The organism is Burkholderia sp. ABCPW 14, assembly GCF_001523835.1.
Classification (GTDB): domain Bacteria; phylum Pseudomonadota; class Gammaproteobacteria; order Burkholderiales; family Burkholderiaceae; genus Burkholderia; species Burkholderia mayonis.
The window spans coordinates 18,288-41,773 of sequence record NZ_LOVS01000179.1 but is presented as its reverse complement, the minus strand read 5'-3'; the positions used below and the strand labels follow the sequence as shown (position 1 = coordinate 41,773).

The 23,486-nt window shown below is 67.5% G+C and carries 21 protein-coding genes; 11 read left to right on the top strand and 10 right to left on the bottom strand.

The annotated features are described in order from the left end of the window. Positions 1–440 precede the first annotated feature (440 nt). The 3 genes from argE to WS62_RS27095 all read left to right on the top strand — a co-directional run bounded on the left by argE (position 441) and on the right by WS62_RS27095 (position 3,705). The gene (gene argE / locus WS62_RS27105; protein ID WP_066577458.1) at positions 441–1,658 is read left to right on the top strand and encodes an acetylornithine deacetylase; all 1,218 of its coding nucleotides are present in this window, start codon (positions 441–443) and stop codon (positions 1,656–1,658) included. A gap of 68 nt (positions 1,659–1,726) precedes the next feature. Continuing rightward, entirely contained in the window at positions 1,727–2,758 is a 1,032-nt protein-coding gene (locus WS62_RS27100; protein WP_066577587.1) for a threonine/serine dehydratase, read from the top strand. Positions 2,759–3,258: 500 nt separating this feature from the next. After that, entirely contained in the window at positions 3,259–3,705 is a 447-nt protein-coding gene (locus WS62_RS27095; RefSeq protein ID WP_066577584.1) for a DUF3574 domain-containing protein, read from the top strand. A gap of 339 nt (positions 3,706–4,044) precedes the next feature. On the opposite strand, the gene WS62_RS27090 is transcribed toward WS62_RS27095, so the two are convergent. Together WS62_RS27090 and WS62_RS37655 are read right to left on the bottom strand one after the other, a co-directional pair. Next, positions 4,045–6,564, bottom strand: coding sequence for a penicillin-binding protein 1A (locus tag WS62_RS27090; protein WP_066491925.1), 2,520 nt, complete (start codon positions 6,562–6,564; stop codon positions 4,045–4,047). 149 nt (positions 6,565–6,713) lie between these two features. After that, complete coding sequence (locus WS62_RS37655; protein ID WP_066577455.1) at positions 6,714–7,058, bottom strand: hypothetical protein; 345 nt, start codon at positions 7,056–7,058, stop codon at positions 6,714–6,716. A gap of 17 nt (positions 7,059–7,075) precedes the next feature. On the opposite strand from WS62_RS37655, the gene WS62_RS27080 reads away from it, so the two are divergent. The 4 genes from WS62_RS27080 to WS62_RS27065 all read left to right on the top strand — a co-directional run bounded on the left by WS62_RS27080 (position 7,076) and on the right by WS62_RS27065 (position 10,506). Further along, on the top strand, positions 7,076–7,756 hold the full coding sequence (locus tag WS62_RS27080; RefSeq protein ID WP_010104443.1) for a PspA/IM30 family protein: 681 nt from the start codon (positions 7,076–7,078) through the stop codon (positions 7,754–7,756). Positions 7,757–7,868: 112 nt separating this feature from the next. Next, positions 7,869–9,062: a tetratricopeptide repeat protein gene (locus WS62_RS27075; RefSeq protein ID WP_066577452.1), complete on the top strand. Its 1,194-nt coding sequence runs from the start codon at positions 7,869–7,871 to the stop codon at positions 9,060–9,062. A 184-nt stretch (positions 9,063–9,246) separates the two neighbouring features. Further along, complete coding sequence (gene mscL, locus WS62_RS27070) at positions 9,247–9,678, top strand: large conductance mechanosensitive channel protein MscL (RefSeq protein ID WP_066577449.1); 432 nt, start codon at positions 9,247–9,249, stop codon at positions 9,676–9,678. 384 nt (positions 9,679–10,062) lie between these two features. Continuing rightward, positions 10,063–10,506, top strand: coding sequence for a hypothetical protein (locus WS62_RS27065; RefSeq protein ID WP_066491777.1), 444 nt, complete (start codon positions 10,063–10,065; stop codon positions 10,504–10,506). Positions 10,507–10,607: 101 nt separating this feature from the next. Here the strand turns inward: WS62_RS27065 and WS62_RS27060 are convergent, their stop codons facing one another. Continuing rightward, the gene (locus WS62_RS27060; protein ID WP_197422933.1) at positions 10,608–11,564 is read right to left on the bottom strand and encodes an NAD(P)-dependent oxidoreductase; all 957 of its coding nucleotides are present in this window, start codon (positions 11,562–11,564) and stop codon (positions 10,608–10,610) included. An 89-nt stretch (positions 11,565–11,653) separates the two neighbouring features. Between WS62_RS27060 and WS62_RS27055 the strand changes: the two genes are divergently transcribed. Together WS62_RS27055 and WS62_RS27045 are read left to right on the top strand one after the other, a co-directional pair. Continuing rightward, positions 11,654–11,863 (top strand): dodecin, encoded by a 210-nt coding sequence (locus tag WS62_RS27055; RefSeq protein ID WP_066491775.1) that lies wholly within the window; start codon positions 11,654–11,656, stop codon positions 11,861–11,863. Positions 11,864–12,516: 653 nt separating this feature from the next. Continuing rightward, a complete protein-coding gene (locus tag WS62_RS27045; protein ID WP_066491773.1) occupies positions 12,517–13,446 on the top strand; it encodes a LysR substrate-binding domain-containing protein in 930 nt (309 codons plus the stop codon). 174 nt (positions 13,447–13,620) lie between these two features. On the opposite strand, the gene WS62_RS27040 is transcribed toward WS62_RS27045, so the two are convergent. Beyond that, the gene (locus tag WS62_RS27040) at positions 13,621–15,033 is read right to left on the bottom strand and encodes an 8-oxoguanine deaminase (RefSeq protein WP_066577440.1); all 1,413 of its coding nucleotides are present in this window, start codon (positions 15,031–15,033) and stop codon (positions 13,621–13,623) included. A 560-nt stretch (positions 15,034–15,593) separates the two neighbouring features. On the opposite strand from WS62_RS27040, the gene uraH reads away from it, so the two are divergent. Further along, a complete protein-coding gene (uraH, locus tag WS62_RS27035) occupies positions 15,594–15,947 on the top strand; it encodes a hydroxyisourate hydrolase (RefSeq protein WP_066577438.1) in 354 nt (117 codons plus the stop codon). Positions 15,948–15,996: 49 nt separating this feature from the next. Further along, complete coding sequence (locus WS62_RS27030) at positions 15,997–17,190, top strand: urate hydroxylase PuuD (RefSeq protein ID WP_066577436.1); 1,194 nt, start codon at positions 15,997–15,999, stop codon at positions 17,188–17,190. Positions 17,191–17,638: 448 nt separating this feature from the next. Here the strand turns inward: WS62_RS27030 and WS62_RS27025 are convergent, their stop codons facing one another. The 6 genes from WS62_RS27025 to WS62_RS27000 all read right to left on the bottom strand — a co-directional run bounded on the left by WS62_RS27025 (position 17,639) and on the right by WS62_RS27000 (position 23,367). Further along, entirely contained in the window at positions 17,639–18,151 is a 513-nt protein-coding gene (locus WS62_RS27025) for an ureidoglycolate lyase (protein ID WP_066491764.1), read from the bottom strand. Then, positions 18,148–19,161 (bottom strand): allantoicase, encoded by a 1,014-nt coding sequence (gene alc, locus WS62_RS27020; protein ID WP_066577582.1) that lies wholly within the window; start codon positions 19,159–19,161, stop codon positions 18,148–18,150. The genes WS62_RS27025 and alc overlap by 4 nt, the downstream gene beginning before the upstream one ends. 233 nt (positions 19,162–19,394) lie before the next feature. Next, entirely contained in the window at positions 19,395–19,919 is a 525-nt protein-coding gene (gene uraD, locus WS62_RS27015; RefSeq protein WP_082721326.1) for a 2-oxo-4-hydroxy-4-carboxy-5-ureidoimidazoline decarboxylase, read from the bottom strand. Beyond that, entirely contained in the window at positions 19,916–20,866 is a 951-nt protein-coding gene (puuE, locus tag WS62_RS27010; protein WP_066577434.1) for an allantoinase PuuE, read from the bottom strand. Before puuE ends, uraD begins: the two co-directional genes overlap by 4 nt. A gap of 145 nt (positions 20,867–21,011) precedes the next feature. Further along, positions 21,012–21,863, bottom strand: a complete 852-nt coding sequence (locus tag WS62_RS27005) for an aspartate/glutamate racemase family protein (protein ID WP_066577432.1) — start codon at positions 21,861–21,863, stop codon at positions 21,012–21,014. A 10-nt stretch (positions 21,864–21,873) separates the two neighbouring features. Continuing rightward, entirely contained in the window at positions 21,874–23,367 is a 1,494-nt protein-coding gene (locus WS62_RS27000) for an NCS1 family nucleobase:cation symporter-1 (protein ID WP_066577430.1), read from the bottom strand. Positions 23,368–23,486: the final 119 nt, after the last annotated feature.

The window sequence follows — 23,486 nt, the reverse complement described above, 5'->3', positions numbered from 1 at the left end:
TCTCTCCCTTTCCTGCCAAGCGTCGATTGCGATGCGACCGGCCGCGACCGATGCCGGCCGCGACCTTCCCGGCGCACCGCCGCTTCCTGCTGCGGCCGGACGCTACGCCGTGCCGGCCGCAGCGGCTCGCGGCTCGCGGCTCGCGGCTCGCGGCTCGCGGCTCACGGCTCACGGCTCACGGCTCACGGCTCACGGCTCACGGCTCACGCACGTTCGGTCATGCCCGGCCAGATTAAGTTCCAAAATAGAACTAAGTCAAGCCTTTTCATCGATGCGGCGACGCCCCCCTCAAATACGCAAGCGCCGACGGCGCACAAGCGCCCGCGTCCGCGCAGGCGAACGGCGCGCGATGCTGCGCCGCAAGGCGGCGCGCGAGCGCGCCCCCTGTCGTTTTTGAGTATGATCTTTGCATTCTTCTGCCTCTCTGCCGGAGTTCCGCCATGTCCGTTCTCGACGCAACGGCACCGTCCGCGTCCGCTTCCACGTCGCCCGCCGAACCGCTCAGCGTGCCTTGGGTAAAAAAACTCGTGTCGATCGACACCACGAGCCGCGTGCCGAATCTCGGTCTCATCGAAATGGTCCGCGACACGCTCGCCGCGGCCGGCATCGCATCGACGCTCACGCACGACGCCCGCGACGGCTGGGCGAACCTGTTCGCCACCCTGCCCGCGCACGACGGCGCGACCGACGGCGGCATCGTGCTGTCGGGCCACACCGACGTCGTGCCGGTCGACGGCCAGCAGTGGGACAGCGATCCGTTCAAGCCGGAAGTGCGCGACGGCAAGCTCTACGGGCGCGGCACCTGCGACATGAAGGGCTTCATCGGCGCGGCGCTCGCGCTCCTGCCCGAGATGCAGGCGGCCAGGCTCGCGCAGCCGATCCATTTCGCGCTGTCGTTCGACGAGGAGATCGGCTGCGTCGGCGCGCCGCTGATGCTCGCCGACCTGAAGGCGCGCGGGATCGCGCCCGCCGGCTGCATCGTCGGCGAGCCGACCGGCATGCGCCCCGTGATCGCGCACAAGGGCATCAACGTCTACCGCTGCTGCGTGCGCGGCCACGCGGCGCATTCGTCGCTGACGCCGAAGGGCTTGAACGCGATCGAATACGCGGCGCGCCTCATCTGCCACATTCGCGATCTCGCCGACGAATTCCGCGCGCAGGGTCCGTTCGACGAGCTGTACGACGTGCCGTTCACGACCGCGCAAACGAGCCTCATCCAGGGCGGCAACGCGGTCAACACGGTGCCCGCCGAATGCCGGTTCTCGTTCGAGTTCCGCAACCTGCCGACGCTCGATCCCGACGCGATCTTCGCGCGCATCGACGCATACGCGCGCGACACGCTGCTGCCGCGGATGCGCCGCGAGCATCCGAACGCGGCGATCGAATTCTCGAAGGTCGCCGCGGCGCCCGGCCTCGACGCGGCCGAGCAGGCGGCGATCACGCAGCTCGTGCGCTCGCTCACCGCCGATCAGGAGAAGCGCAAGGTCGCGTATGGCACCGAAGCGGGCCTGTTCCAGCGCGCGGGCATTCCGAGCGTCATCTGCGGGCCCGGCTACATCGAGCAGGCGCACAAGCCGAACGAGTTCGTCGAACTCGATCAGCTCGCGTCGTGCGAGCGCTTCTTGCACAAGCTCGTGCACGGCATGACGCTCGCTTGATGCGGCGCGCCGCCGCGAGCTTCGTTCCGGCCGGACGATCGGCCTCCGTCATCGATACGCGCACGCACATGCCGACTTCAACTCACCGCCCCGCTCACTTGACGATCAACGGCGAGCCGATTCCGACGCTCGACGAAATCGCCGCGCAGCACTTCGCGCTCACGCCATGGCTGACGCGCACACCGGTGTTCGAGCGCGCCGATCTGCCGTCGCTCGACAACACGCACGTGAACTTCAAGTTCGAGCTTCTGCAGGCGAGCGGCAGCTTCAAGGCGCGCGGCGCGTTCACGAATCTGCTCGCGCTCGGCGAGGACAGGAAGAGCGCGGGCGTCACCTGCGTGTCGGCGGGCAACCACGCGGCGGCCGTCGCTTATGCGGCGATGCGGCTCGGCACGAGCGCGAAGGTCGTGATGTTCGACACGGCGAGCCCGGCGCGCATCGCGCTGTGCCGCCAATACCACGCGGAAGTCGTGATGGCGTCGAGTCCCGCCGAGGCGTTCGAGATCGTGCGGCGAATCGAGGCCGAGGAAGGCCGCTTCTTCGTGCATCCGTTCAACGGCTATCACACGATCCTCGGCACCGCGACGCTCGGCTACGAATGGGCGACGCAAACGCCCGACCTCGACGCGGTGATCGTGCCGATCGGCGGCGGCGGCCTCGCGGCCGGCATGTCGACCGCGCTGCGGCTCGCGAATCCGCACGTGCACGTGTACGGCGTCGAGCCCGAAGGCGCGGACGCGATGAGCCGCAGCTTCGCCGCGAATCACCCGATCCGGATGGGCGCGATGCGCACGATCGCCGATTCGCTGATGGCGCCGCACACCGAGGAGTACAGCTACGAGCTGTGCCGCCGCCATGTCGACCGGATCGTCACGGTATCGGATGACGCGCTGCGTGCGGCGATGCTCTATTTGTTTGCACATCTGAAAGTGGCGGTCGAGCCCGCGTGCGCAGCCACGACGGCCGCCCTCCTCGGGCCGCTGCGCGAGACGCTGCAAGGCAGGCGGGTCGGCGTGCTGCTGTCGGGGACCAACATCGATTCGACGGCGCTCGCCGCGCATCTCGAGCATGCGCGGCTGCATCGAACGCCGCGGCCGTGATGCCGGTTATCCCCAGTTCGTGTTGAAGAGCATGTTGAAAAGCCGCGGACAAGCACGCTAACGCGTTGATCGCGCGGCGTTTTCGGGCAGCGCCGTGAAATGCGTCGCCGGCCCGCCGGGCGGCCCGGCGACACCACGCGGTTATCCCCAGTTTTTGTTGAAAGGGCTGTTGATAAGCATGGGGCAGCCACGCTAACCGCTTGATCCGATTCGGATCGCCCGCCCCGGTGCAGCGCGTTGCACGATCGAGTCGCACCGGCTGCACATCGCGTCGGGCGCCGTGTTTTCCACAGATCGTGTTGACAGGCTTGTTGATAAGCGGCCGAACAACTGCGCAAGTGCTTGAGCGCGCAGCGCTTTGCACCGGCGCTCGCGTACGCGGCGTTGCGTGCGCGGCGCGCGGGCATCGAGCTTTGCGAGATCGCTCGTCGCATGCATGCGCACTCGCGGCTGGGCGACTGCAAGGCCGGTCGACCACGATCATCGACGAGGATCATCCGATGCGTTCTTCACGTTCGATTTGGATCGGCATCGCGCTCTGCGCGGCCGTCGCGTCGCTGCCGGGATGCGCGAGCGCGCCGCCCTCGGCCGCAAGCGATCCGCTTTGCGCGCACGCGGGCGGCACGCGCGAATTGCAGGCGGACCTGCTGTTCGGCCGCGACGTAGCAGGTCGCGAGCCCGTCACCGGCGCGGAGCGCGAGCGCTTCGTCGCCGACGTCGTCACGCCGCGCTTCCCCGACGGCCTCACGACATGGGACACGCACGGCCAATGGCGCAATCGCGCGACGGGCGACATCGTGCGCGAGGAAAGCTTCGTGATCCGTATCGTTGCCGCCGATTCGCCCGCGACGCTCGACCGTCTCGCCGCGATCCGGCGCGCATACGTCGAGCGGTTTCATCAGCAATCGGTCGGGCTGGTGCTGGCGCGCGTGTGCGCATCGTTCTGAGCGTGCCGCGCCGATGGCGCCGCACCGATCGCGTCGCTTCCGCCCGCGCGATCGAAGCGACTCAAAGCGACTCAAAGCGACTCAAAGCGACTCGAAGCGACCCGAGCGCACGGCCTCGCAGCGGCGCTGCATCGAGCGTTGTCGCACGACGCGCGTCATCCGGGCACGTCGACGTGAAGCCGCATGCGCGGCACCGCCGGTTCGTCGCGTCACGAAAGCAAACCCGCGCACGCCGCCCGCAAACGCGGCCGCGCGGCGCCGTCACCGACGAAGCGGCCGATTCCCGATCGCGTCGACGAAAAAAAACGGGCGCCGCCGGCGCCCGTCTTCATCAGGAGGTCAAGGCTTGTTGCCCTCGAACATGTCGATGATCTGCCGCTTCTCCTCCGGCGTCACCGGCGGCGGCGTCAAACCCGCCGCGCCGGCCGAGCCGAGCGCATCGTTCGCGTTCACGGTCGGGCTCGCGGCCGGGTTGAAGTCGACGTTCGCGACGAAGCCCGCGCCCGGCGTGCGGTCTGCGTAGTACAGCTCACCGTCGATCGTCGTCAGCCCGTCCGGCATCGCCATCTGCTGCTCCGGCGTGCCGTTGAGCGCCGTGCGCATGTAGTTCACCCAGATCGGCAGCGCGAGCTGCGCGCCGAATTCGCGGCTGCCCAAGCTCTTCGGCTGGTCGAAGCCCATCCACGCGACCGCGACGAGCGATTGCTGATAGCCGGCGAACCAGCCGTCCTTCGCGTCGTTCGTCGTCCCGGTCTTGCCTTGCAGGTCGCCGCGGCCGAGCGCGTTCGTGCCCGCACCGGTGCCGGCCGTCGCGACCGTATGCAGCAAGCTGTTCATCACGTACGCGTTGCGCGGGTCGACCGTGCGCGTCGCGGTCGAGCCCGCGACGACGGGCTGCGACTTTTGCAGTGTCTGCCCGCGCGCGTCGTCGACCTCGGCGATCAGGTACGGATCGACCTTGTAGCCGCCGTTCGCGAACACCGCGTAGCCGGACGCGAGCTGCAGCGGCGTGACGAGGCCCGCGCCGAGCGCCATCGGCAGATACGGCGGCGTCTTCGCGGGATCGAAGCCGAAGCGCTGCGTCACGTAGTCCTGCGCATACGACGTGCCGATCGACGCGAGGATCCGGATCGACACGAGGTTCTTCGAGCGCTGCAGCGCGGTGCGCATCGACATCGGACCATCCGGCTGATCGTCGTCCCTCGGCTCCCACGGCTGGCCGCCCGGCACGCTCGGCGGGAAGTACAGCGGCGCGTCGTTGATGATCGTCGCGGGCCCCAGGCCCTTTTCGAGCGACGCCGAATAGATGAACGGCTTGAAGCTCGAGCCCGGCTGCCGCCACGCCTGCGTCACGTGGTTGAACTTGCTCTTGTTGAAGTCGAAGCCACCGACGAGCGAGCGGATCGCGCCGTCCTGCGGCGCGATCGCGACGAGCGCGCCTTCGACCTGCGGCAGTTGCACGATCTGCCATGCGCCCTTCGCGTCCTTCATCGCGCGCACGATCGAGCCCGGCTTGAGCTTCAGCGCGGCCGACGCGCGCGAGCTCAGCGCCCCCGACGCGAAGCGCAGCCCGGCGCCGTTGATCGTCGTCGTCGCGCCGCCGACGAACTGCACCTCGACCGCCGTCGGCGACGCGGCGAGCACGACGGCCGACTGGAGATCGCCGTTGTCCGGATGATCGGCGAGCGCGTCGTCGATCGCCTCGTCGCGTTCGTCGCCCGCGGGCGGCAGCGCGACGAAGCCTTCCGGTCCGCGATAGCCGTGGCGGCGCTCGTAGTCCATGATCCCGCGGCGCACCGCCTGGTACGCGGCTTCCTGGTCGGCCGCGTTGATCGTCGTCGTGACGGTCAGGCCGCGCGTGTAGGTCTCGTCCTTGTACTGCGCGTACATCATCTGCCGCACCATCTCGGCGACGTACTCGCCGTGCACCGCGTACTGATTGCCCGGCGTGCGCGTATGGATCTCTTCCTTCACCGCCTGGTCGTACTGCTGCTGCGTGATGTAGCCGATCTCGCGCATCCGCTTCAGGATGTACTCCTGGCGCACCTTCGCGCGCTTCGGATTGACGACCGGGTTGTATGCGGATGGCGCCTTCGGCAGGCCCGCGAGCATCGCCGCCTCGGCGAGCGTGATGTCCTTCAGGTCCTTGCCGAAATACACGCGCGCGGCGGCCGCGAAGCCATACGCGCGCTGGCCCAGATAGATCTGGTTCATGTACAGCTCGAGAATCTGGTCTTTCGTCAGCGCCTTCTCGATCTTGTAGGCGAGCAGCATTTCATAGATCTTGCGCGTGTACGTCTTCTCGCTCGACAGAAAGAAATTGCGCGCGACCTGCATCGTGATCGTGCTCGCGCCCTGCCGCGCGCCGCCGTGCAGGATGTCGGCGACGCCCGCGCGCAGGATGCCGAGGAAGTCGACGCCGCCGTGCTCGTAGAAGCGGTAGTCCTCGATCGCGAGCACCGCCTTCTTCATCACGTCGGGGATGTCCTGGAAGCGCACGAGGCTGCGGCGCTCCTCGCCGAACTCGCCGAGCAGCACGTGGTCCGCGCTGTAGACGCGCAGCGGCACCTTCGGCTGATAGTTCGTGAGCGCGTCGAGCGACGGCAACTGCGGCCCCATCACGACGAGCGCGTAGCCGACGATCAGCGCGCCGACGACGAGGAGCGTCGCGAACAGCCCGGCGAACCACAGCGCGACACGCGAGCCGAACGTGCGCGAACCGCCGTCGCCGCCCGTGCGGCGCTCCGCGCGGTCGTCGTCATCGTCATCGGTGTAGTAGGCGCCGGCGGGCGAACGTCGTAGCGAATAATGGTGCTCGTTCGTGGCGCGGGAGGAAGACGGTCGTTTGATAATAGGCATGTCGGATTGGCGGCGCACGAGGCGCGCCTCGAACGCATGCGAGGCGCGTGCGCGGAACGGTAGACGTAGCGTCGTGGAGCGTATCACGTCGACGGATCCCGGCGCGCGTCGGTCCATACGGCGTCCGGTCCGCAGCGTGACAGCGCATTTTAATGAAATCGACGGGCGCCCTTCAGGATTTTTTGTAAAAAATCCTCGAATTCGTTGCGCCGCGCACCGTCGCGCGCCGCGAACGCTCCTATGATGAAGGCGGAACGCTGAGCGCCTTTCGCTTTCGTTTTGAAAGGCGCTCGCGCGAAATAATTGCGTGCGATGCACTGGAAATTTGCGTCGCCCGTCCGCATTTTCGGTTCCGGCCGGCGGTGTTCGCGCCGCCCGTCGGGGCCCGCGTTTAAGCGGTGTTTAAGCGAACCGGTGGTGTAATATCCGCCGACGCCACCGCCTCGCGCCGCTGCGAAGCATCGCACGCGATGCGCGACGCGCGCATCGTTCATTACTTACGGAGGAATCCATGTCGCTTTTCGACTCTATTTCGCGCACGATCAAAGGTCTGCTGAACGACGCGGCAGACTCGGTGCAGGATCCGTCGCGCGACGCGCGGCAGATCGTGCGGGAGCTCGACGACAGCATCGGTCGCGCGGAGAACTCGCTGATCGAGATCGAAGCGCAGGTCGCGACGCAGCGCAGCAAGCGCGACACCGCCGACGAGCGCGCGAAGAAATACGAGGACGGCGCGAAGCGCGCGCTGCAATCGGGCGACGAAGGCCTCGCGCGCGAAGCGCTCGCCGCGCAGGCGAACGCCGAGGCCGAGCGCGACTCGCTCGCACGCGAACTCGAGACGCTCGAGCCGTCGGTCGACAAGCTCAAAGGCCAGATCGCCGACATGCGCGGGCGCCGCAACGACCTGAACGCGCGCTCGAACATCCTGCAGGCGAAGCAGGAAATCGCGCAGGCGAAGGACGTCGCGGCCACCGCGCTCGGCGGGATCGGCGGCAAGAACCTGTCCGAGGACTTCCAGAAGCTCGAGGACAAGGTCGCGCTGTCGAACGCGCGCTCCGACGCGCGCCTGAATTCGGCCGACACGAACAGCGGCCGTGCGCTCGAAGACAAGCTCGCGGCGCTGAACAAGGGCCCGTCCGTCGAGGACCGCCTCGAAGCGCTGAAAAAGCAACTGAACACGCCGGCGCAGTAACGGCGGCACGCCGCCCGCCGACGCTTCGCGACGCGACGGCGGTGCGCACCGAACGCGCCCGCCGCCGCGCGCGAAAATCCGCAAGGAGACGGGCCGAGCGCCCGAACCGATCATGAAAAAGCTTCTCGCAGCCGTCGGATTGTCGCTGATCCTCGTGTCGGCCGCCGCCAGCGCGGCGGTGCCGTCGCTGCAGCAAATCCAGCAATCGATCGCGCAAGGCAACTGGCAACGCGCCGACGCGCAGCTCTCGCAAGTGATCGACGCGTATCCGGACAACGCGCGCGCCCGCTATCTGTACGGCCAGGTGCTCGACCGCGAAGGCCGCTCCACCGAGGCGCTCGCGCAGATCGAACGCGCGAAGTCGCTCGATCCTCAATTGCGCTTCACCGATCCGTCGCGCTTCGCGCAAACGGAAGCGCGCGTGCGCGCCGATGCGCGCCGCATGGCCGCGCAGTCGCCGCGGGCGGCGACGTCGGGCGGCATGCTCGTTGCACCGCAGACGCAAGCGCAGGCGCAGTCGCAGTTCGCCGCGGCGCCCGCCGCGCCCGTGCATCGCGGACCGTCGACAGGCATGTGGATCGGCATCGCGGTGCTGATCGGCGCGATCGCGCTCGTGCTGCGCTGGACGCTGCGCCGCGCGCGCTCGACGGACGACAAGCGCGTCGACGAAGAGCGCCGCGCGCAATTGAAGCGCGCGACCGACGTCCTCAACGACGTGCGCCCGCTCAAGCTCGACGCGCGGCTGTCGACGGCACCCGGCGCCGCCGCGCTCAACGGCGAGATCGAGGCGCTCGAAACGCAGGCGCGCGAGCTCGTCGAGACGCTGTCGAACGGCAAGAATCCGGCGCCGCCGTACCGACTCGAAGAATTGGAGAAACAATTCGCGAGCCTGAAGGCGCGCGTCGAAGGCCGCCCCGATCCGAACGCGGCCGCGGCTAGCGCGCCCGGCAACTCGGGCTCGGTGTTTGCTCAGGAGGCCGATCGACTGACGGGCGCGCCAGGCCAGCCGCCCTACTCGCCGTATCCGCCGCAACCGCAGCAGCCGCCCGTCGTGATCCAGCAGGGCGGCGGTTTCGGCGGCGGCATGGGCGGCCTGCTGACGGGCGTGCTGCTCGGCCAGGCGATGTCGCACGGCCGCGACCGCGTGATCGAGCGCGACGTGATCGTCGACGACGAAGCGCAGCGCCGCGCGGCCGATCCGGGCGTCGACTTCGGCCAGGGCGGCAGCTGGGACAGCGGCGGCTCCGACGGCGGCGGCGGCGTCGATCTCGGCAGCAGTGGCGACGATTGGAGCAACAACGGTTGACGATGCACGGTTAGAACGGCGAAATGGGCCGGAAACGGCCCATTTTCTTATCGATCTCGTTTGTTAAGATTTCTCAGATGAACTACCGATAAACGATCGGGTTCGTTATGATGACGGCCATCAACGTGCCGTAACGAATCGTTGCGCTGCGCCCCATTTCATTTTCGACAGGAGCAAGCCGCCCATGAGCATCATCCAGGAATTCAAGGAATTCGCCGTCAAGGGCAACGTCATGGATCTCGCCATCGGCGTGATCATCGGCGGAGCGTTTTCGAAGATCGTCGACTCGGTGGTGAAGGACCTCATCATGCCCGTCATCGGCGTGCTGACGGGCGGCCTGGATTTCTCGAACAAGTTCGTGCTGCTCGGGCAGATTCCGCCGTCGTTCAAGGGCAATCCGGAATCGTTCAAGGATCTGCAGGCGGCGGGCGTCGCCACGTTCGGCTACGGCTCGTTCATCACCGTGCTGATCAACTTCGCCATTCTCGCGTTCATCATCTTCCTGATGGTCAAGTTCATCAACAAGCTGCGCAAGCCGGCCGACGCCGCCCCCGCCGCGACGCCGGAAGACGTGCTGCTGCTGCGCGAGATCCGCGATTCGCTGAAGCAGCGCTGAACGCGTGCGCCGCACGATCGCAACCAAGCCCGCTTCGCGCGGGCTTTTTTTTGGGTCGTCCGGATGATCTCTGCCCCCGCGCGCGACGCGGCGCCGCGCGCGGGGGCAGAGAATACCCGAATCATTTTTTGCGACGTTCGGTCGCACGCGCGGCGCTACCGGGTCTATCATGGAGACTCAACGACAGTGCAGGCGCAAAAGCGCTGGCTTTGGCGATCGTAGGCTCTCACCCGGTTCGGTCGACGCACGGCAATGTGGCATCGGCGAACTTCGTGAAGCCGGCATTTTCGTATGCTATAAAAGATCGACATGCGGCGCGCATAGCCGGGAGTGGGTCGCATGAGGATGCCGCATTTCTTGCAATTGTTTTTGAGGCGAGTGTTTATGTCCTTCCCGAAAAAACGCCGACGCGCGCAACCGGATGGCCAGGAATCGTTCCTCGCGGTGCTGCGTCATGCGAAGCCGTTCGCCCAGCTCGACACGAAGATCGCGCGCGCCCGTGCGCAGGACGAGCCCGTGCTCTACGCGCACGTGCTGCCCGGCCTCGACGTCCTGCTCTGCAGCATACGCGGCGCGCAGCCGCCGTATCCCGCGATCGCCGAACTGCGCAAGCGCTGTATCGAATCGATCGCCAACGCGCTCGAACAGCCGCTCGACGGGCTGGAGAACGGCGGCTACTGGTACGAAGCGAACGGATTCGGCTTCCTCGTGTTCGCGAGTCGCGCCCGCGCGCGCATCCTGCCCGAATTTGGTGCGGGCGTGAAAGCCGGGCTGCGAAGCGGGATCGGGCAGCCGAACGCCGGCGACACGACGCCTCGCTCGCTGTAGCCATCGCCATATGAAACGGGCCGTTTGAAACGGCCCGTTTCTTCATCAGCGCGCCGCCTCGCGATCGTGCGGCGGCGGCGCGTTGTCGGCGTGCGCGTCGCCTACTCGCTCCGTCTCGCCTGCGGACGCACGATGTCGATGAACGCCGCGAAATCGGCTTGCGCGAGCCCCATCGCCGCACCGAGTCGCAGCACTTGCTGCACCGTCGCGGCAACGGGCATCACCGCACCCGCGTCGCGCGCCGCGTCGGCAATCGCGTCGACATCCTTCTGGAACGTCTTCAGCGCGCCGATCGGCGGATGGCCGCCGCTTGTCATCCTCGGCACGAACGTCTGCAGCAGCACCGAATCCGCCCAGCCGCCCGCGAGCGCTTCGGCGAGGCGCGCCGCGTCGATGCCGCTCGCCTGCGCGAGCCCCACCGCCTCCGCGATCGCCGTGACGGTCGCCGTCACGATCGCCTGATTGCACAGCTTCGCCGTTTGCCCCGCGCCCGCGTCGCCGAGATGCGTGACGCGCGACGCATACGCGCCGATCAGCGCTCGCACCGCGTCGACGTCCGCGAGCGGGCCGCCCGCCATCACCGCGAGCGTGCCCGCTTCCGCGCCCGGCACGCCGCCCGATACCGGCGCGTCGACCCAGCTCACGCCGAGCGCCGCCGCACGCGCCGCATACGCGCGCGTCGCCGCGGGCGTAATGCTCGAATGATCGACGATGCGCCGCACGCGGCGCGCGGCGGCATCTCCAGCCTCTCCAGCATCGCCCGCGAGCACGCCCGACGCGCCGAACACGACCTCGCCGACCGCATGCGCGTCGAGCACGCAAAGCATCACCGTCTCCGCACGCGCGGCAAGCTCGGCCGGCGTATCGACGACCCGCGCGCCGTGCCCGGCGAGCGCGTCGGCCTTCTCGCGCGTGCGGTTCCATACGTGCACCCGATGGCCGGCCGACAGCAGATGCCGAATCATCGGCGCGCCCATCAATCCCGGTCCGCAAAATCCCACGTCCACGTCTTCCCCTTTCCTCTCGTTCGAATACCGATTGAAGTTGCCGCCCATCATACCTATCACTCAAGAAGGCATGCGCGAGAACGACGGATGCGCGCGCACCGCTGCTGGACTAAACGTCGAACGATTCACTGGAGAACGTCATGAACGACCACGTCTACAAGCTGATCGAGCTCACCGGCTCGTCGCGCCAATCGAGCGACGACGCGATCCGCAATGCGATCACGAAGGCCGCGAAGACCGTGCGCAATCTGCACTGGTTCGAAGTGACTGACTTGCGCGGACACATCGAAGGCGACCAGGTGATTCACTGGCAAGTGACGCTCAAGGTCGGACTGCGCATCGAAGACTGACCGGCCGCGCCGGGTGCGGCGTCAAACGGTCGTTTGGAACGCTCGCACCGTGTACACGGACGGCGCATCGCAAACGCGCGGCGCGCGTCGAGCACGCTTTTGCCGCGTTCATGCGGTGCGTGCTCGGCGAGCCGCTTGCGTTGGGCGTCATGCGTTCGGCTCGTCTGGCGGCCGGCGTCGCGGAGGTGCGTGACGCGCAAGCGCGATTCGTTCGACGTGTTCGACGTGTTCGACGTCGTGCCGATCGTCGAAGTCGGCGGCAATTCGAGAACGCCTCTGCCGGCAATCCGCAATCCGCAATCCGCAGTCGGCAGTCGGCAGTCGCCGGCGAACGGCATGCGCCCCCGGCAAGGCGCACGCCATGCGCGAAGCGCATCGCATGACGTGCCCGACTTTTCGTCGTCCTTTCGGCGTCCCTCACGCTCCGTCACGCCATCCCTTTTTTCGCTTGTCTTCGTCGCGCGCCTTCATCGCCTTTGCGCGGCAAGGCCGCAAGCGCACCGTCCGCCGCGCGCAATGTTCGCGCCCCGCCGATCATGCACGCCGCGCGGAGCGATTCGAAAAAGCCGCGCTTGACGCTCCTTTATGTCCATATTAAAAACCATATACCCCCATCCCCGATCGATCAGCCTGCACATATAAACGGAGAGAGCATGAGCCAGCAACGCGAGGCGATCGACACGTATCTTTTGCGCGTCCTGCACACCTTATTGATGGAGCGCAGCGTGACGCGCGCGGCCGTCAAACTGAACCAGTCGCAGCCGGCGATCAGCGCCGCGCTGCGCCGCCTGCGCGACATCACGGGCGACCCGCTCCTCGTGCGCGGCAAGTCCGGCATGGTGCCGACCGAGTACGGCCTGCGCCTCCTCGAGCCCGTGCAGAACGCGCTGCGCGAGATCGAGCGGATCAAGTTCCAGCAGCACAATTTCGATCCGGCGACATCGATTCGCTGCTACCGGATCGGCTGCCCCGATTATCTGAACGTGCTGTTCGTGCCGACCGTCGTCGAACGCTTCCGGCAAGCCGCGCCGAACGCGACGCTCGAATTCCATTCGCTCGGCCCCGCGTTCGACTACGAACTCGCGCTCGAGGACGGCAAGCTCGACATCGTCGTCGGCAACTGGCCGGAGCCGCCCGAGCAACTGCACCTGTCGAACCTGTTCGTCGACGAGATCGTCTGCCTGGTGAGCAACACGCATCCGTTCGCGAAGCGCGGCGGTCTCACGCTCGACCAGTACCTGAACGCGCCGCATCTCGCGCCGACGCCGTACTCGGTCGGCCAGCGCGGCGCGATCGACGTTCATCTCGCGCGCGAGCGCCTGAAGCGCCACGTCGTCGTCACGCTGCCGTACTTCAATCTCGCGCCGTACGTGCTCGTGAAGTCGGACCTGATCTTCACGACGACGCGGCTCTTCGCCGATCACTACGCGAAGTTCCTGCCGCTGTCGGTCGTGCCCGCGCCGCTCGATTTTCCGCCGATGCAGTACTACCAGCTCTGGCACGAGCGCTGTCATTACTCGGACGAAGTGCGCTGGCTGCGCGGGCTCGTCGCCGAGGCGACCCGCACGCTGATCGACATGTGAGCGCGCGGGCTGCGCGATGCGCGGTGCAAGCGGCGCGCATCGCGCAATCGACGGCGAAGTCGTTTGCGCAGCGCGCCGTCGAGTGCTCAGCCGAATGTGCGGCCGACTGTGCGGCAGATTGCGCCGTCGATTGCCCTGTCGAATGCGCGCCCGAGGAGCGGCAGAACACGCCGCTCAGCGCGCGGCTTCATGGAGCGTGCGAGCAAGCGCGTTGTGCCGCGCGACGAGCGGCTCGATCTCGAGCGTCGTCAAGCGTCCTTCCCGCACGACGACGCGCCCGTTGACAACGCTGTACGCCGCCTGCGACGGCGCGCAGAACACGAGCGCCGCGACGGGATCGTGCAACGCGCCCGCAAACTGCGGCGCGCGCAAGTCGAACGCGACGAAATCCGCCGCCATGCCGGGCGCGAGCGCGCCGATGTCGTCGCGGTTCAGCACGCGCGCGCCGCCCAGCGTCGCGATCTCGAGCGCATCGCGCGCCGTCATCGCATCGGGCCCGAAGCCGACGCGCTGCAGCAACAGCGCCTGCCTCACCTCGGCGACCATCTGCGCGCCGTCGTTCGACGCGGAGCCGTCGACGCCGAGCCCGACCGGCACGCCCGCGACGCGCATCCGCCGCACGGGCGCGATGCCGGACGCGAGCCGCATGTTCGAGCACGGGCAATGCGCGACGCCCGTGCCGGTGCGCGCGAAGAGCGCGATGCCCGGCGCGTCGAGCTGCACGCAGTGCGCGTGCCACACGTCGCGCCCGACCCAGCCGAGATCCTCCGCGTATTCGGCGGGCGTCATTCCGAACTTCTCGCGGCTGTACGCGACGTCGTTGACGTTCTCCGCGAGGTGCGTGTGCAGCGACACGCCATACTCGCGCGCGAGCGCCGCCGCATCGCGCATCAGCCCGCGGCTCACCGAGAACGGCGAGCACGGCGCAACGACGACGCGCAGCATCGCGTAGCGGCCGTCGTCGTGATAGGCCTCGATGACGCGCTGCGTGTCGCGCAGGATGTCCGGCTCCCGCTCGACGACCGAGTCGGGCGGCAGCCCGCCGTCGCGCTGGCCGACGCTCATGCTGCCGCGGCTCGCGTGAAAGCGCATGCCGATGCGCCGCGCGGCCGCGATGCTGTCGTCGAGCCGGCTGCCGTTCGGATAGATGTACAGATGATCGCTCGACGTCGTGCAGCCGGACAGCAGCAGCTCGGCCATCGCGGTCAGCGTCGACACCTCGATCATCTCCGGCGTCAGGTGCGCCCAGATCCGATACAGGCTCGTGAGCCAGCCGAACAGCTCGGCGTTCTGCGCAGCGGGAATCGCGCGCGTGAGGCTCTGGTACATGTGGTGATGCGTGTTGACGAGCCCCGGGATCACGAGATGGCCGCGCAGGTCGAGCACCTCGTCCGCGTGCGCGGGCAGCTCGGCGCTCGGCCCGAGCGCGACGATCCGGTTGTCTTCGACGTAAAGGCCCGCGTCGCGCAGCTCGCGGCGCGCGCCGTCCATCGTCACGAGCACGTCGGCGTGCTTGACGAGCAGCGTCTTCGGACGGGTCGGGGTAAGGGATTGCGCGCCGTCGCGCGCGCTCGGGTGTCGTTCCATCGTCGTTCGATCTCCGTATCGTTCCGCCGTCGAGGCGGTGCGTCCTGCTCGAACGCGACGCGCGGCACGCACCGCGCCGCCGCGTCCGTTCGAACGCCCTGGCCCGGTTACCCGGCGTACCCGCCGTCTTCGGGGTGCGCGGCCGGCCGCGATCGTCGTCGGACCGCCGGGCGTCTGCGCACCGGCCGAGCATCGCGCAACGCGGCGCGCGGCGCAAGCGGGCCGCGCGCATATCCGTCTTCACGCAGCCAATATGTTCGGCTACTTTCGATCACGGGACAACGCAAAGACGCGCCGCATCGCCCGAGCGCCGTCCGCCGGCGCGGCCCGCGCGCGCACGCGCTCCGACGCGCATGGACGCGCTTGGGCGCGCCGTCATGCGGCGCGCATTATCTTCGTTATCGCTCACGGTTTCCTGTCCGAACCTTTTTACAATGGCTGCACGGCGCTCGCTGCGATCCGCCGACGGGTATGTAGCCGCTGACGTGGAGCCTCGATCCGCCACAGCATCATCGGATCGAGCCGCCGCCGATCCTCGCAACTACACAAGGACATTGCGAATGGGAAAGCTCACTACCCACGTACTCGACACCGCGCACGGCCGTCCGGGCGCCGCGATCAAGATCGAACTCCATGCGCTTTCGGCCGACGGATACCGCCTGCTGAAAACCGTGCTCACCAATGACGACGGCCGGTGCGACGCGCCGCTCCTCGAAGGCGAGGCGCTCACGGCCGGCACCTACGAACTCGTGTTCCACGCGGGCGACTACTTCGCCGCGCAGGGCGTCGCGCTGCCCGAGCCGCGCTTCGTCGATCTCGTCGTGCTGCGCTTCGGCATTGCCGATCCCGCCGCGCACTATCACGTGCCGCTTCTCGTGTCGCCGTGGTCGTACAGCACCTATCGCGGCAGCTGACCACGTATCGCTGCCCACATACGACAACGATCGACTCAGGAGACGTTTCATGGAAGGCTTCATCACCGACTGGCTGAATCTCGCGATCCGCTGGCTGCACGTCGTCGCCGCGATCGCATGGATCGGCGAGTCGTTCTACTTCGTCGCGCTCGACAACAGCCTGAAGCCGCCGAAGGACGCGCAGCCGAAGGCGCGCGGCGTGTTCGGCGAGCTGTGGCACGTGCACGGCGGCGGCTTCTACAACATGCAGAAATATCTCGTCGCGCCGCCCGAGATGCCGGAAGACCTGCACTGGTCGAAGTGGCCGTCTTACACCACGTGGATGTCCGGCTTCGGCCTTTTCTTCGTGCTGTACCTGCTCGCACCGAACACGTATCTGATCGACAGGAACGTGCTCGACATGGGCCCCGTCGTCGCGGTCTCGGCCGCGCTCGGCTTCCTGCTCGCAGGCTGGATCGTCTACGACTCCGCGTGCCGCCTGCTCGGCAACCGCGACAAGCTGCTCGGCGTGTTCGTCGGCGTCTACGTGGTCGCCGCCGCGTATCTCGCGTGCCACGTGTTCTCGGGCCGCGCCGCGTATCTGATCGTCGGCGCGATGCTCGCGACGATCATGACGGCCAACGTGTTCTTCGTGATCATCCCCGGCCAGCGCAAGATGGTCGACAAGCTGCTCAAGGGCGAAACGCCCGATCCGATCTACGGCAAGCGCGGCAAGCAGCGCTCGGTGCACAACACGTATTTCACGCTGCCCGTCGTGTTCGCGATGCTGTCAAACCACTACGCGATGACGTATGCGAACCAGTACAACTGGATCGTGCTCGTCATCATCATGCTCGCGGGCGCGCTGATTCGTCAGTTCTTCGTGATGCGCCATCGCGGCCAGCAGCTCTGGTTTCTGCCGCTCGGCGGCGTCGCGCTGATGCTGGTCGCGCTCGTCGCGACGATGCCGAAGCCGATCGCGCCCGAGGCGCAGGCCGCGAACGCGCCGAAGGTGGCGATCAAGGACATCGCGCCGATCCTGCAGCAGCGCTGCGTCGCGTGCCACTCGGCAAAGCCGACGCTGATGGGCAGCGCGCCCGCCGGCGTGATGTTCGACACGTCCGACGAGATCGCGCAAAACGCGCCGCGGATCTATCAGCAGGCGGTGCAACTGAAGGCGATGCCGATCGGCAATGTCACGCACATGACCGACGGCGAGCGCATGCGGATCGCCGCGTGGTTCGAGCGCGGCGCGACGAAATAGATGTGTGAAGATGTCGGACGGACCGGCGGGCCGGCAACCCGGTGGACTGACGGATCGTTGGATCGGCGGTTCGGCGGTTCGGCGGTTCGGCGGTTCGGCGGTTCGGCGGTTCGGCGGTTCGGCGGTTCGGCGGTTCGGCGGTTCGGCGATTCGGCGATTCGGCGGTTCGGACCAACGATCGCCATGCTTTTCAGGCTCGCGTTGCGAGCCTGTTTTTTTTGGCGGGCATCCCTCTTCTCGAGCCGGAACCGCGTCGATGCGGCGCGATGTCGAAACGACCGTGCTCCGATCGTTCAGTGCGAACCGTCCGACAAGCTCGCACCGTTTCCGCACGATCGCGACCCGCTTGGGTCATGCACGACTTCGCATCCTTACCGTTGAGCGCGCGTAACGTACCGCGCATCGCACCGCATCGACGACACCGCGCCACGCATCGCGACGCGCAGCCTCAAGCCGACACCAAGCGCAACGCATCCTCCGTCAGCCACAGCGACTCTGGCAGCCGCTGCTCGTTCAGGTTGAGCCCGTCGCCGCCGCGATCGACGACGATGAAATCGCTGACGCCCTGAAGCGCGATGAGCGGATGGTGCCAGACGCCCTTCGCGTAGTTGACGCCTTGCCAGCCGCGCGTGACGAACGCGCGGATCTTCGCCGGATCGAGCTCGCCCGCGGGCGCGACGACGACGAGATACGGCGCGTCGGCGAGCGGCACGAACGCCTGGCTGCCGAGCGGATGCCGCTCAAGCATCGTCACCTCGAACGGCAGCGTGCGCGGCTGTCCGCGAAACAGGTTCACGAGCGGCCGCCCGCCTTCGTCGGCCACGTCGACGTGCGCGAGATCGTGAAAGCGCATCGTCGTGCCGAGGTTGATCGGGATCTGCTTCGCGCCGTCCGTCTCGATGACGTCGCCGAACGGCGCGAATGCGGCGCGGGTCAACGGTTCGATCGCGAGCGTCTTCATTGGTCGAGCGTGCCCCACACGCGCAGGCGCGACACGCCGCCGTCCGGAACGATGTTCAGGCGCACGTGCGTGACGGGCCCGAGCGCGGCGAGCTCCGTTTCGAAATAGTGCTGCTTGTCCATCTGCAGTTTCTGCTCGCCGAGCAGCACCGGCCAGAACATCGCCTGCGTGACGAGCGAGCTGTCGGTGCCGCCCGTCACGTATGCGGCCTGGATCGAGCAGCGATCCGGATAATTGCCCTTGAAGTGCGCGGTGTCGATTTCGATCTTGCGGATCACGCCCGGCTGCGCGAGCGCGATGATCGCCCAGTCGTTGCCCGGCTCGCGGCGACGGCGCGTCTCCCAGCCGTCGCCCATGTTCACGCCGCGGCCCGGCAAGAGCAGGCTCGACGCGAGGCCGAAGTGCTGGTTGTTCGCCGCGACGACATAGCCGCCGTTCTCCATCGCCGCGAGATCGAACCGCTCGGACTTGCTCGCGCCCGCCCAATCGAGCTGCGGCTGGCCGTACACGCGCAGCCGCGCGATGCCGCCGTCCGGATAGATGTTCACGCGCAGATGCGTGTACGCGTTCGCGTCGTGCGCTTCGACGTAGTGATGGCTGTTGCCCTGCAGCGTCGTCGACGGCACGACGTCGACCCACTTCGTCGCTTCGTTCGGCGCGCCTTCGGAAACGTGCGCGGCTTCGATCGACGCGGCGGGCGGGAAATTGCCGGTGAAGTGGCTCGTGTCGATGTCGAAGCCCTTGATCACGCCGGGACGCGCGAGCTTCACGATGCACCAGTCGTAGCCCGTCGTACGCTTGCGGCGCGTCTCCCAGCCGTCCATCCATTTGCCGTGATCGTCGTACTTGCCCGGAATGAAGACGGCCGGCTCCGGATTCAGCATGCGCTCCTTCGGCGCGAAGAAATCGTCGCTCGCCTCGAGCGCCTGCGCGCCGAGACGCGGATCGGCCAGATTCACGTAGCGCCGCGTGAACTCGGGCGCGTTCGGATCGGAAAGCGGAAGAGCCATCGTATTGTCCTTGTCGTGATGCGTGATGCGGATGAGTGGAAAGCCGTCGCCGCACGTCGTCGCGTGCGTGCGCAGCGGGAAACGCGGCGCGCCGTGCGCACCGCGGCGGATGTCGTCGCGGCGAACGTGCCGCGCCGCGCATCGCCTGATTCGTTTTTGCTTCGCCGAAAGCCGCTTCGCCGCGCGTGGCGGCATCGCCCCGCGCCGCGCCGGCCGCAGCGTTCAGCCGACGCTCACGCGTCGATCAGATCGTCAAGCCTGAAGCGCGCGATCCGATAGATCTGCTCAAGGCTCGCGCGCAATTCCTCGTCGCGCGAATGATCGATGCGCGCCTCGAAGTTCGCGATGATCCCGTGCCGGTCGTAGCCGCGCACCGCGAGGATGAACGGAAAGCCGAACTTCTCGCGATACGCGCGGTTCAGCCGCTGCAGCTTGTCGAACTCCTCCTGCGTGCAGCAATCGAGGCCCGCGCCGCTCTGCTCGCGCGTCGATTCGGCGGTCAGTTCGCCGTGCACCGCCGCCTTGCCGGCGAGCTCCGGGTGCGCGTTGACGAGCGCGAGCTGCCGCGCATCGCCCGCGGTCTCGACCGCGCGCCTCATCGTCCGATGCAGCGTGTCGATGCTGTCGAACGGGCGCGCCTGCGCGGCCGCCTCGGCGACCCACGGCGAATGCTCGAAGATGCCGGACAGCGCCGCGACGAACGCATCCGTCGACATCGCATTCAATTGACCGAGCATGTAGCGCATCGCCTTTATCATGCGTCCCCCTCGTGTCGAGCGGGCTGATACGGATGATGCTCGCGCCAGTGCCGCGCGATGTCGACGCGACGCGTCACCCACACGCGATCGTGCCGCTCGACGTGATCGAGAAAGCGCTGCAGCGCGCGGAAACGGCCGGGGCGGCCGAGCAGCCGGCAGTGCATGCCGATCGACATCATCTTCGGCGCTTCGTCGCCCTCGTCGTACAGCACGTCGAACGCGTCGCGCAGATAGTGGAAGAAATGATCGGCGGTATTGAAGCCCTGCGGCGTCGCGAAGCGCATGTCGTTCGTGTCGAGCGTGTACGGGACGATCAGTTGCGGCGCCGTCGCGCCGCCCGACACCTCGACGTCCATCCAGAACGGCAGGTCGTCGCCGTAGTAATCGGAGTCGTACAGGAAGCCGCCGTATTCGGCGACGAGCCGGTGCGTGTTCGGGCTGTCGCGGCCCGTATACCAGCCGAGCGGGCGCACGCCCGTCACGCGCTCGATCGCTTCCATCCCGAGCTTCATGTGCTCGGCCTCGCGCTCGGCCGTCATGTCCTGATAATGGACCCAGCGCCAGCCGTGGCAGGCGATCTCGTGGCCGAGTTCGACGAACGCGCGCGCGAGCTCCGGATGCCGCTCGATCGCCATGCCGACCCCGAACACGGTGAGCGGCAGCCTGCGCTTCTCGAACTCGCGCAGGATGCGCCATACGCCCGCGCGCGAGCCGTATTCGTAGATCGACTCCATGCTCATGTGGCGCGCCGGATACGCGGCCGCGCCGACGATCTCGGACAGGAACTGCTCGGATGCGGGATCGCCGTGCAGCACGCAGTTTTCGCCGCCTTCCTCGTAGTTGAGCACGAACTGCACCGCGACGCGCGCGCGGCCCGGCCAGTTCGCCTGCACCGGATATCGGCCGTAGCCGATCAGATCGCGTGGATAGTTGGGATCGAATGCCATGATTGGATGCGAAGTGATGCCCCGTCAGCAGGTTCGCGCCGGCCGCGCCGCGCCTGGAAACTGGCGCTGCTCGGCCGGTGCGAAGGATGGCCCAGTGTAGCGAAAACGCCCGGGACCGCCCATACGGGCACACGGATAGTGCATGTCAGACGGAATGTATGTGCGGTTGCGGAAAAACGTCGGAGGCCGCCGCGGTGGACCCCGACGCGGCGGGCGTCGCGGCGCCTGCAGACGCAGACGCGGCATGCGCGGGCGCGAGCGCGCCGCCCGGGCTGAAGCGCGCGAACTCGCCGTCGTAGCGTTTCGCGAGCGGCCGCGCGAAGTCGCCACGCTTCGCGGTCGAGAGCTTGAGCGCAATCAGCGCCTCCGCCCATTTGACGGCGGCCGTCACCCCCTCGACCACCGGCGCGCCGATCGCCGCCTCGATCTCGTGCGCGAACTCCGCCATCCCCGCACAGCCGAGCACGATCGCGTCCGCGCCGTCCTCGTCGAGCGCGCGCCGGCATTCGTCGACGATCACGCGGCGCGCGGCCGAGCCGGGCTTGTCGAGATCGAGCACCGCGACGTCGGTCGCGCGCACGTTGCGGCAAAAGCGCTTCATCCCGTAGCGCTCGGCGAGATGCCACGCCATCCCGCAGGTGCGCGCGAGCGTCGTCACGACGGCGAAGCCCGGCGCGAGCACGCTCGCCGCATGCATCGCCGCCTCCGCGATGCCGATCACCGGTCCCCGCGCGAGCTCGCGCGCCGCGTACAGCCCCGGATCGCCGAAGCACGCGATCACGTAGCCGTCGAAGCCGTCGCGCTCGCCCGCCGCGATTTCGGCGAGCAGGCCCGGCGTCGCGAGCGCCTCGTCGTAATAGCCTTCGATCGAGGGCGGCCCCATCGTCGGGCTCACGGCGACGATCGCCGTGCCCGCCGCCGCGACCTCGCGCGCGCAGCGGCCCATCGCGTCGGTCATCCGCTGCGTCGTGTTCGGATTGATGAGCTTGATCTTCATACGGACTCCGTCATGCTTTTGCGAATGCGCGATAGAACACGCCGCCGAGCGCCGCGCCGATGAACCACGAGAAGTTCGCGAGCCCGGACAGCGCCGGCACCATCACGCATGCGACAGCGATCGCGGCCGCGGGCAAGAGCGCCGCGATCGCGCGCCGGTTCACGCCGCCGCGATACCAGTACGCGCCGTCCGTCGACATCGTGTACAGATCGTCACGCTCGAGCGCGCCGCGCTTCACAAGGTAGAAATCGACGATCAGCACGCCGTACAGCGGCCCGATGAAGCTGCCGAGCACGTCGAGCGTGTAATGGATCACGGCGGGATTGTTGAAGAGATTCCACGGCGTGATGAACACCGACGCGACCGCGGCGAACATCCCGCCCGCGCGCCAGCTGATGAGGCGCGGCGCGACGTTCGAGAAATCGAACGCGGGCGACACGAAGTTCGCGACGATGTTGATGCCGATCGTCGCGATCATGAAGGTCAGCGCACCGAGGATCACCGCGGTCGGATGGTCGATGCGGCCGACCGTCTCGACGGGATCGGTGATCAGTTGTCCGAACACCGGCAGCGTCGCGGCCGTCGTGATCACGGTGACGAGCGAGAACGCGAGAAAGTTGACGGGCAGCCCCCAGAAATTGCCGCGCTTCACGCCTGCATAGCGCCCGCAGTAGCGGGAGAAGTCGCCGAAGTTGAGCATCGGCCCGGAAAAGTACGACACGACGAGCGAGATCGCCGTCACCATCACCGGAATCACTTCGGCGCCGTGATACTTGACGCCGCCGAGAGTGAGGCCGATGTTGCGCCAGCCCGCGCGCCACACCATGTAGCCCGCGAGGATGAACATCACGACGTAGACGGCCGGGCCCGCGAAGTCGATGAACTTCTTGATCGTCTCCATCCCGTTCCAGAACACGAACGCCTGCAGCACCCAGAGCAGCATGAAGCCCGCCCAGCCAAGCGCCGAGAGTCCGAGGAAGCCGTAGCGATGCACATCCGCATACGGCATCCATTGCGGGAAGAACTTGAGCACGACGATCACGAGCGCGCTCGACGCGAGATAAGTCTGAATTCCGTACCATGCGATCGCGATGAGCCCGCGGATCACGGCAGGCACGTTCGCGCCGAGCACGCCGAACGTCGCGCGGCACGCGACCGGATACGGCACGCCGAGCTGCTGGCTCGGCTTCGCGATCAGATTGCACAGCACGTTGACGAGGGAAATGCCGATGATCAGCGCGACCAGCACCTGCCAGCTCGTCAGGCCGAGCGCGAACAGGCTGCCCGCGAATACGTATCCGCCGACGCTGTGCACGTCGGACATCCAGAATGCGAAGATGTTGTATGCGCCCCAGTTCTGGTTCGCGAGCGGCGCGAGATCTTCGTTGTACAGACGTTCGCTGTAGCCGGCGGGCACCGCCGCGCCGCCGTCCGGGTCGTCGCCGGGGCGATCTTCGTTCGGCCGATACGAGGCGCTTTGCTGCGCCACACTGAACTGAGCCATGACATCTCCTTGCCTGCCGCGGGCGAGCCGCGCGATCGTCATCGAAACGCGGCCCGAGCGTGGTCGCCCGGCGCCGCCCTGGCGGGCGACCGCGTGCGCGACCTCCCGGCATTCCGTCA

What these genes read in the sequence shown, in the direction of transcription:
- argE (WP_066577458.1), top strand. Translation starts at nt 441, where the DNA reads ATGTCCGTTCTCGACGCAACGGCACCGTCCGCGTCCGCTTCCACGTCG.
- WS62_RS27100 (WP_066577587.1), top strand. Translation starts at nt 1,727, where the DNA reads ATGCCGACTTCAACTCACCGCCCCGCTCACTTGACGATCAACGGCGAG.
- WS62_RS27095 (WP_066577584.1), top strand. Translation starts at nt 3,259, where the DNA reads ATGCGTTCTTCACGTTCGATTTGGATCGGCATCGCGCTCTGCGCGGCC.
- WS62_RS27090 (WP_066491925.1), bottom strand. Translation starts at nt 6,564, where the DNA reads ATGCCTATTATCAAACGACCGTCTTCCTCCCGCGCCACGAACGAGCAC.
- WS62_RS37655 (WP_066577455.1), bottom strand. Translation starts at nt 7,058, where the DNA reads ATGAACGATGCGCGCGTCGCGCATCGCGTGCGATGCTTCGCAGCGGCG.
- WS62_RS27080 (WP_010104443.1), top strand. Translation starts at nt 7,076, where the DNA reads ATGTCGCTTTTCGACTCTATTTCGCGCACGATCAAAGGTCTGCTGAAC.
- WS62_RS27075 (WP_066577452.1), top strand. Translation starts at nt 7,869, where the DNA reads ATGAAAAAGCTTCTCGCAGCCGTCGGATTGTCGCTGATCCTCGTGTCG.
- mscL (WP_066577449.1), top strand. Translation starts at nt 9,247, where the DNA reads ATGAGCATCATCCAGGAATTCAAGGAATTCGCCGTCAAGGGCAACGTC.
- WS62_RS27065 (WP_066491777.1), top strand. Translation starts at nt 10,063, where the DNA reads ATGTCCTTCCCGAAAAAACGCCGACGCGCGCAACCGGATGGCCAGGAA.
- WS62_RS27060 (WP_197422933.1), bottom strand. Translation starts at nt 11,564, where the DNA reads ATGATGGGCGGCAACTTCAATCGGTATTCGAACGAGAGGAAAGGGGAA.
- WS62_RS27055 (WP_066491775.1), top strand. Translation starts at nt 11,654, where the DNA reads ATGAACGACCACGTCTACAAGCTGATCGAGCTCACCGGCTCGTCGCGC.
- WS62_RS27045 (WP_066491773.1), top strand. Translation starts at nt 12,517, where the DNA reads ATGAGCCAGCAACGCGAGGCGATCGACACGTATCTTTTGCGCGTCCTG.
- WS62_RS27040 (WP_066577440.1), bottom strand. Translation starts at nt 15,033, where the DNA reads ATGGAACGACACCCGAGCGCGCGCGACGGCGCGCAATCCCTTACCCCG.
- uraH (WP_066577438.1), top strand. Translation starts at nt 15,594, where the DNA reads ATGGGAAAGCTCACTACCCACGTACTCGACACCGCGCACGGCCGTCCG.
- WS62_RS27030 (WP_066577436.1), top strand. Translation starts at nt 15,997, where the DNA reads ATGGAAGGCTTCATCACCGACTGGCTGAATCTCGCGATCCGCTGGCTG.
- WS62_RS27025 (WP_066491764.1), bottom strand. Translation starts at nt 18,151, where the DNA reads ATGAAGACGCTCGCGATCGAACCGTTGACCCGCGCCGCATTCGCGCCG.
- alc (WP_066577582.1), bottom strand. Translation starts at nt 19,161, where the DNA reads ATGGCTCTTCCGCTTTCCGATCCGAACGCGCCCGAGTTCACGCGGCGC.
- uraD (WP_082721326.1), bottom strand. Translation starts at nt 19,919, where the DNA reads ATGATAAAGGCGATGCGCTACATGCTCGGTCAATTGAATGCGATGTCG.
- puuE (WP_066577434.1), bottom strand. Translation starts at nt 20,866, where the DNA reads ATGGCATTCGATCCCAACTATCCACGCGATCTGATCGGCTACGGCCGA.
- WS62_RS27005 (WP_066577432.1), bottom strand. Translation starts at nt 21,863, where the DNA reads ATGAAGATCAAGCTCATCAATCCGAACACGACGCAGCGGATGACCGAC.
- WS62_RS27000 (WP_066577430.1), bottom strand. Translation starts at nt 23,367, where the DNA reads ATGGCTCAGTTCAGTGTGGCGCAGCAAAGCGCCTCGTATCGGCCGAAC.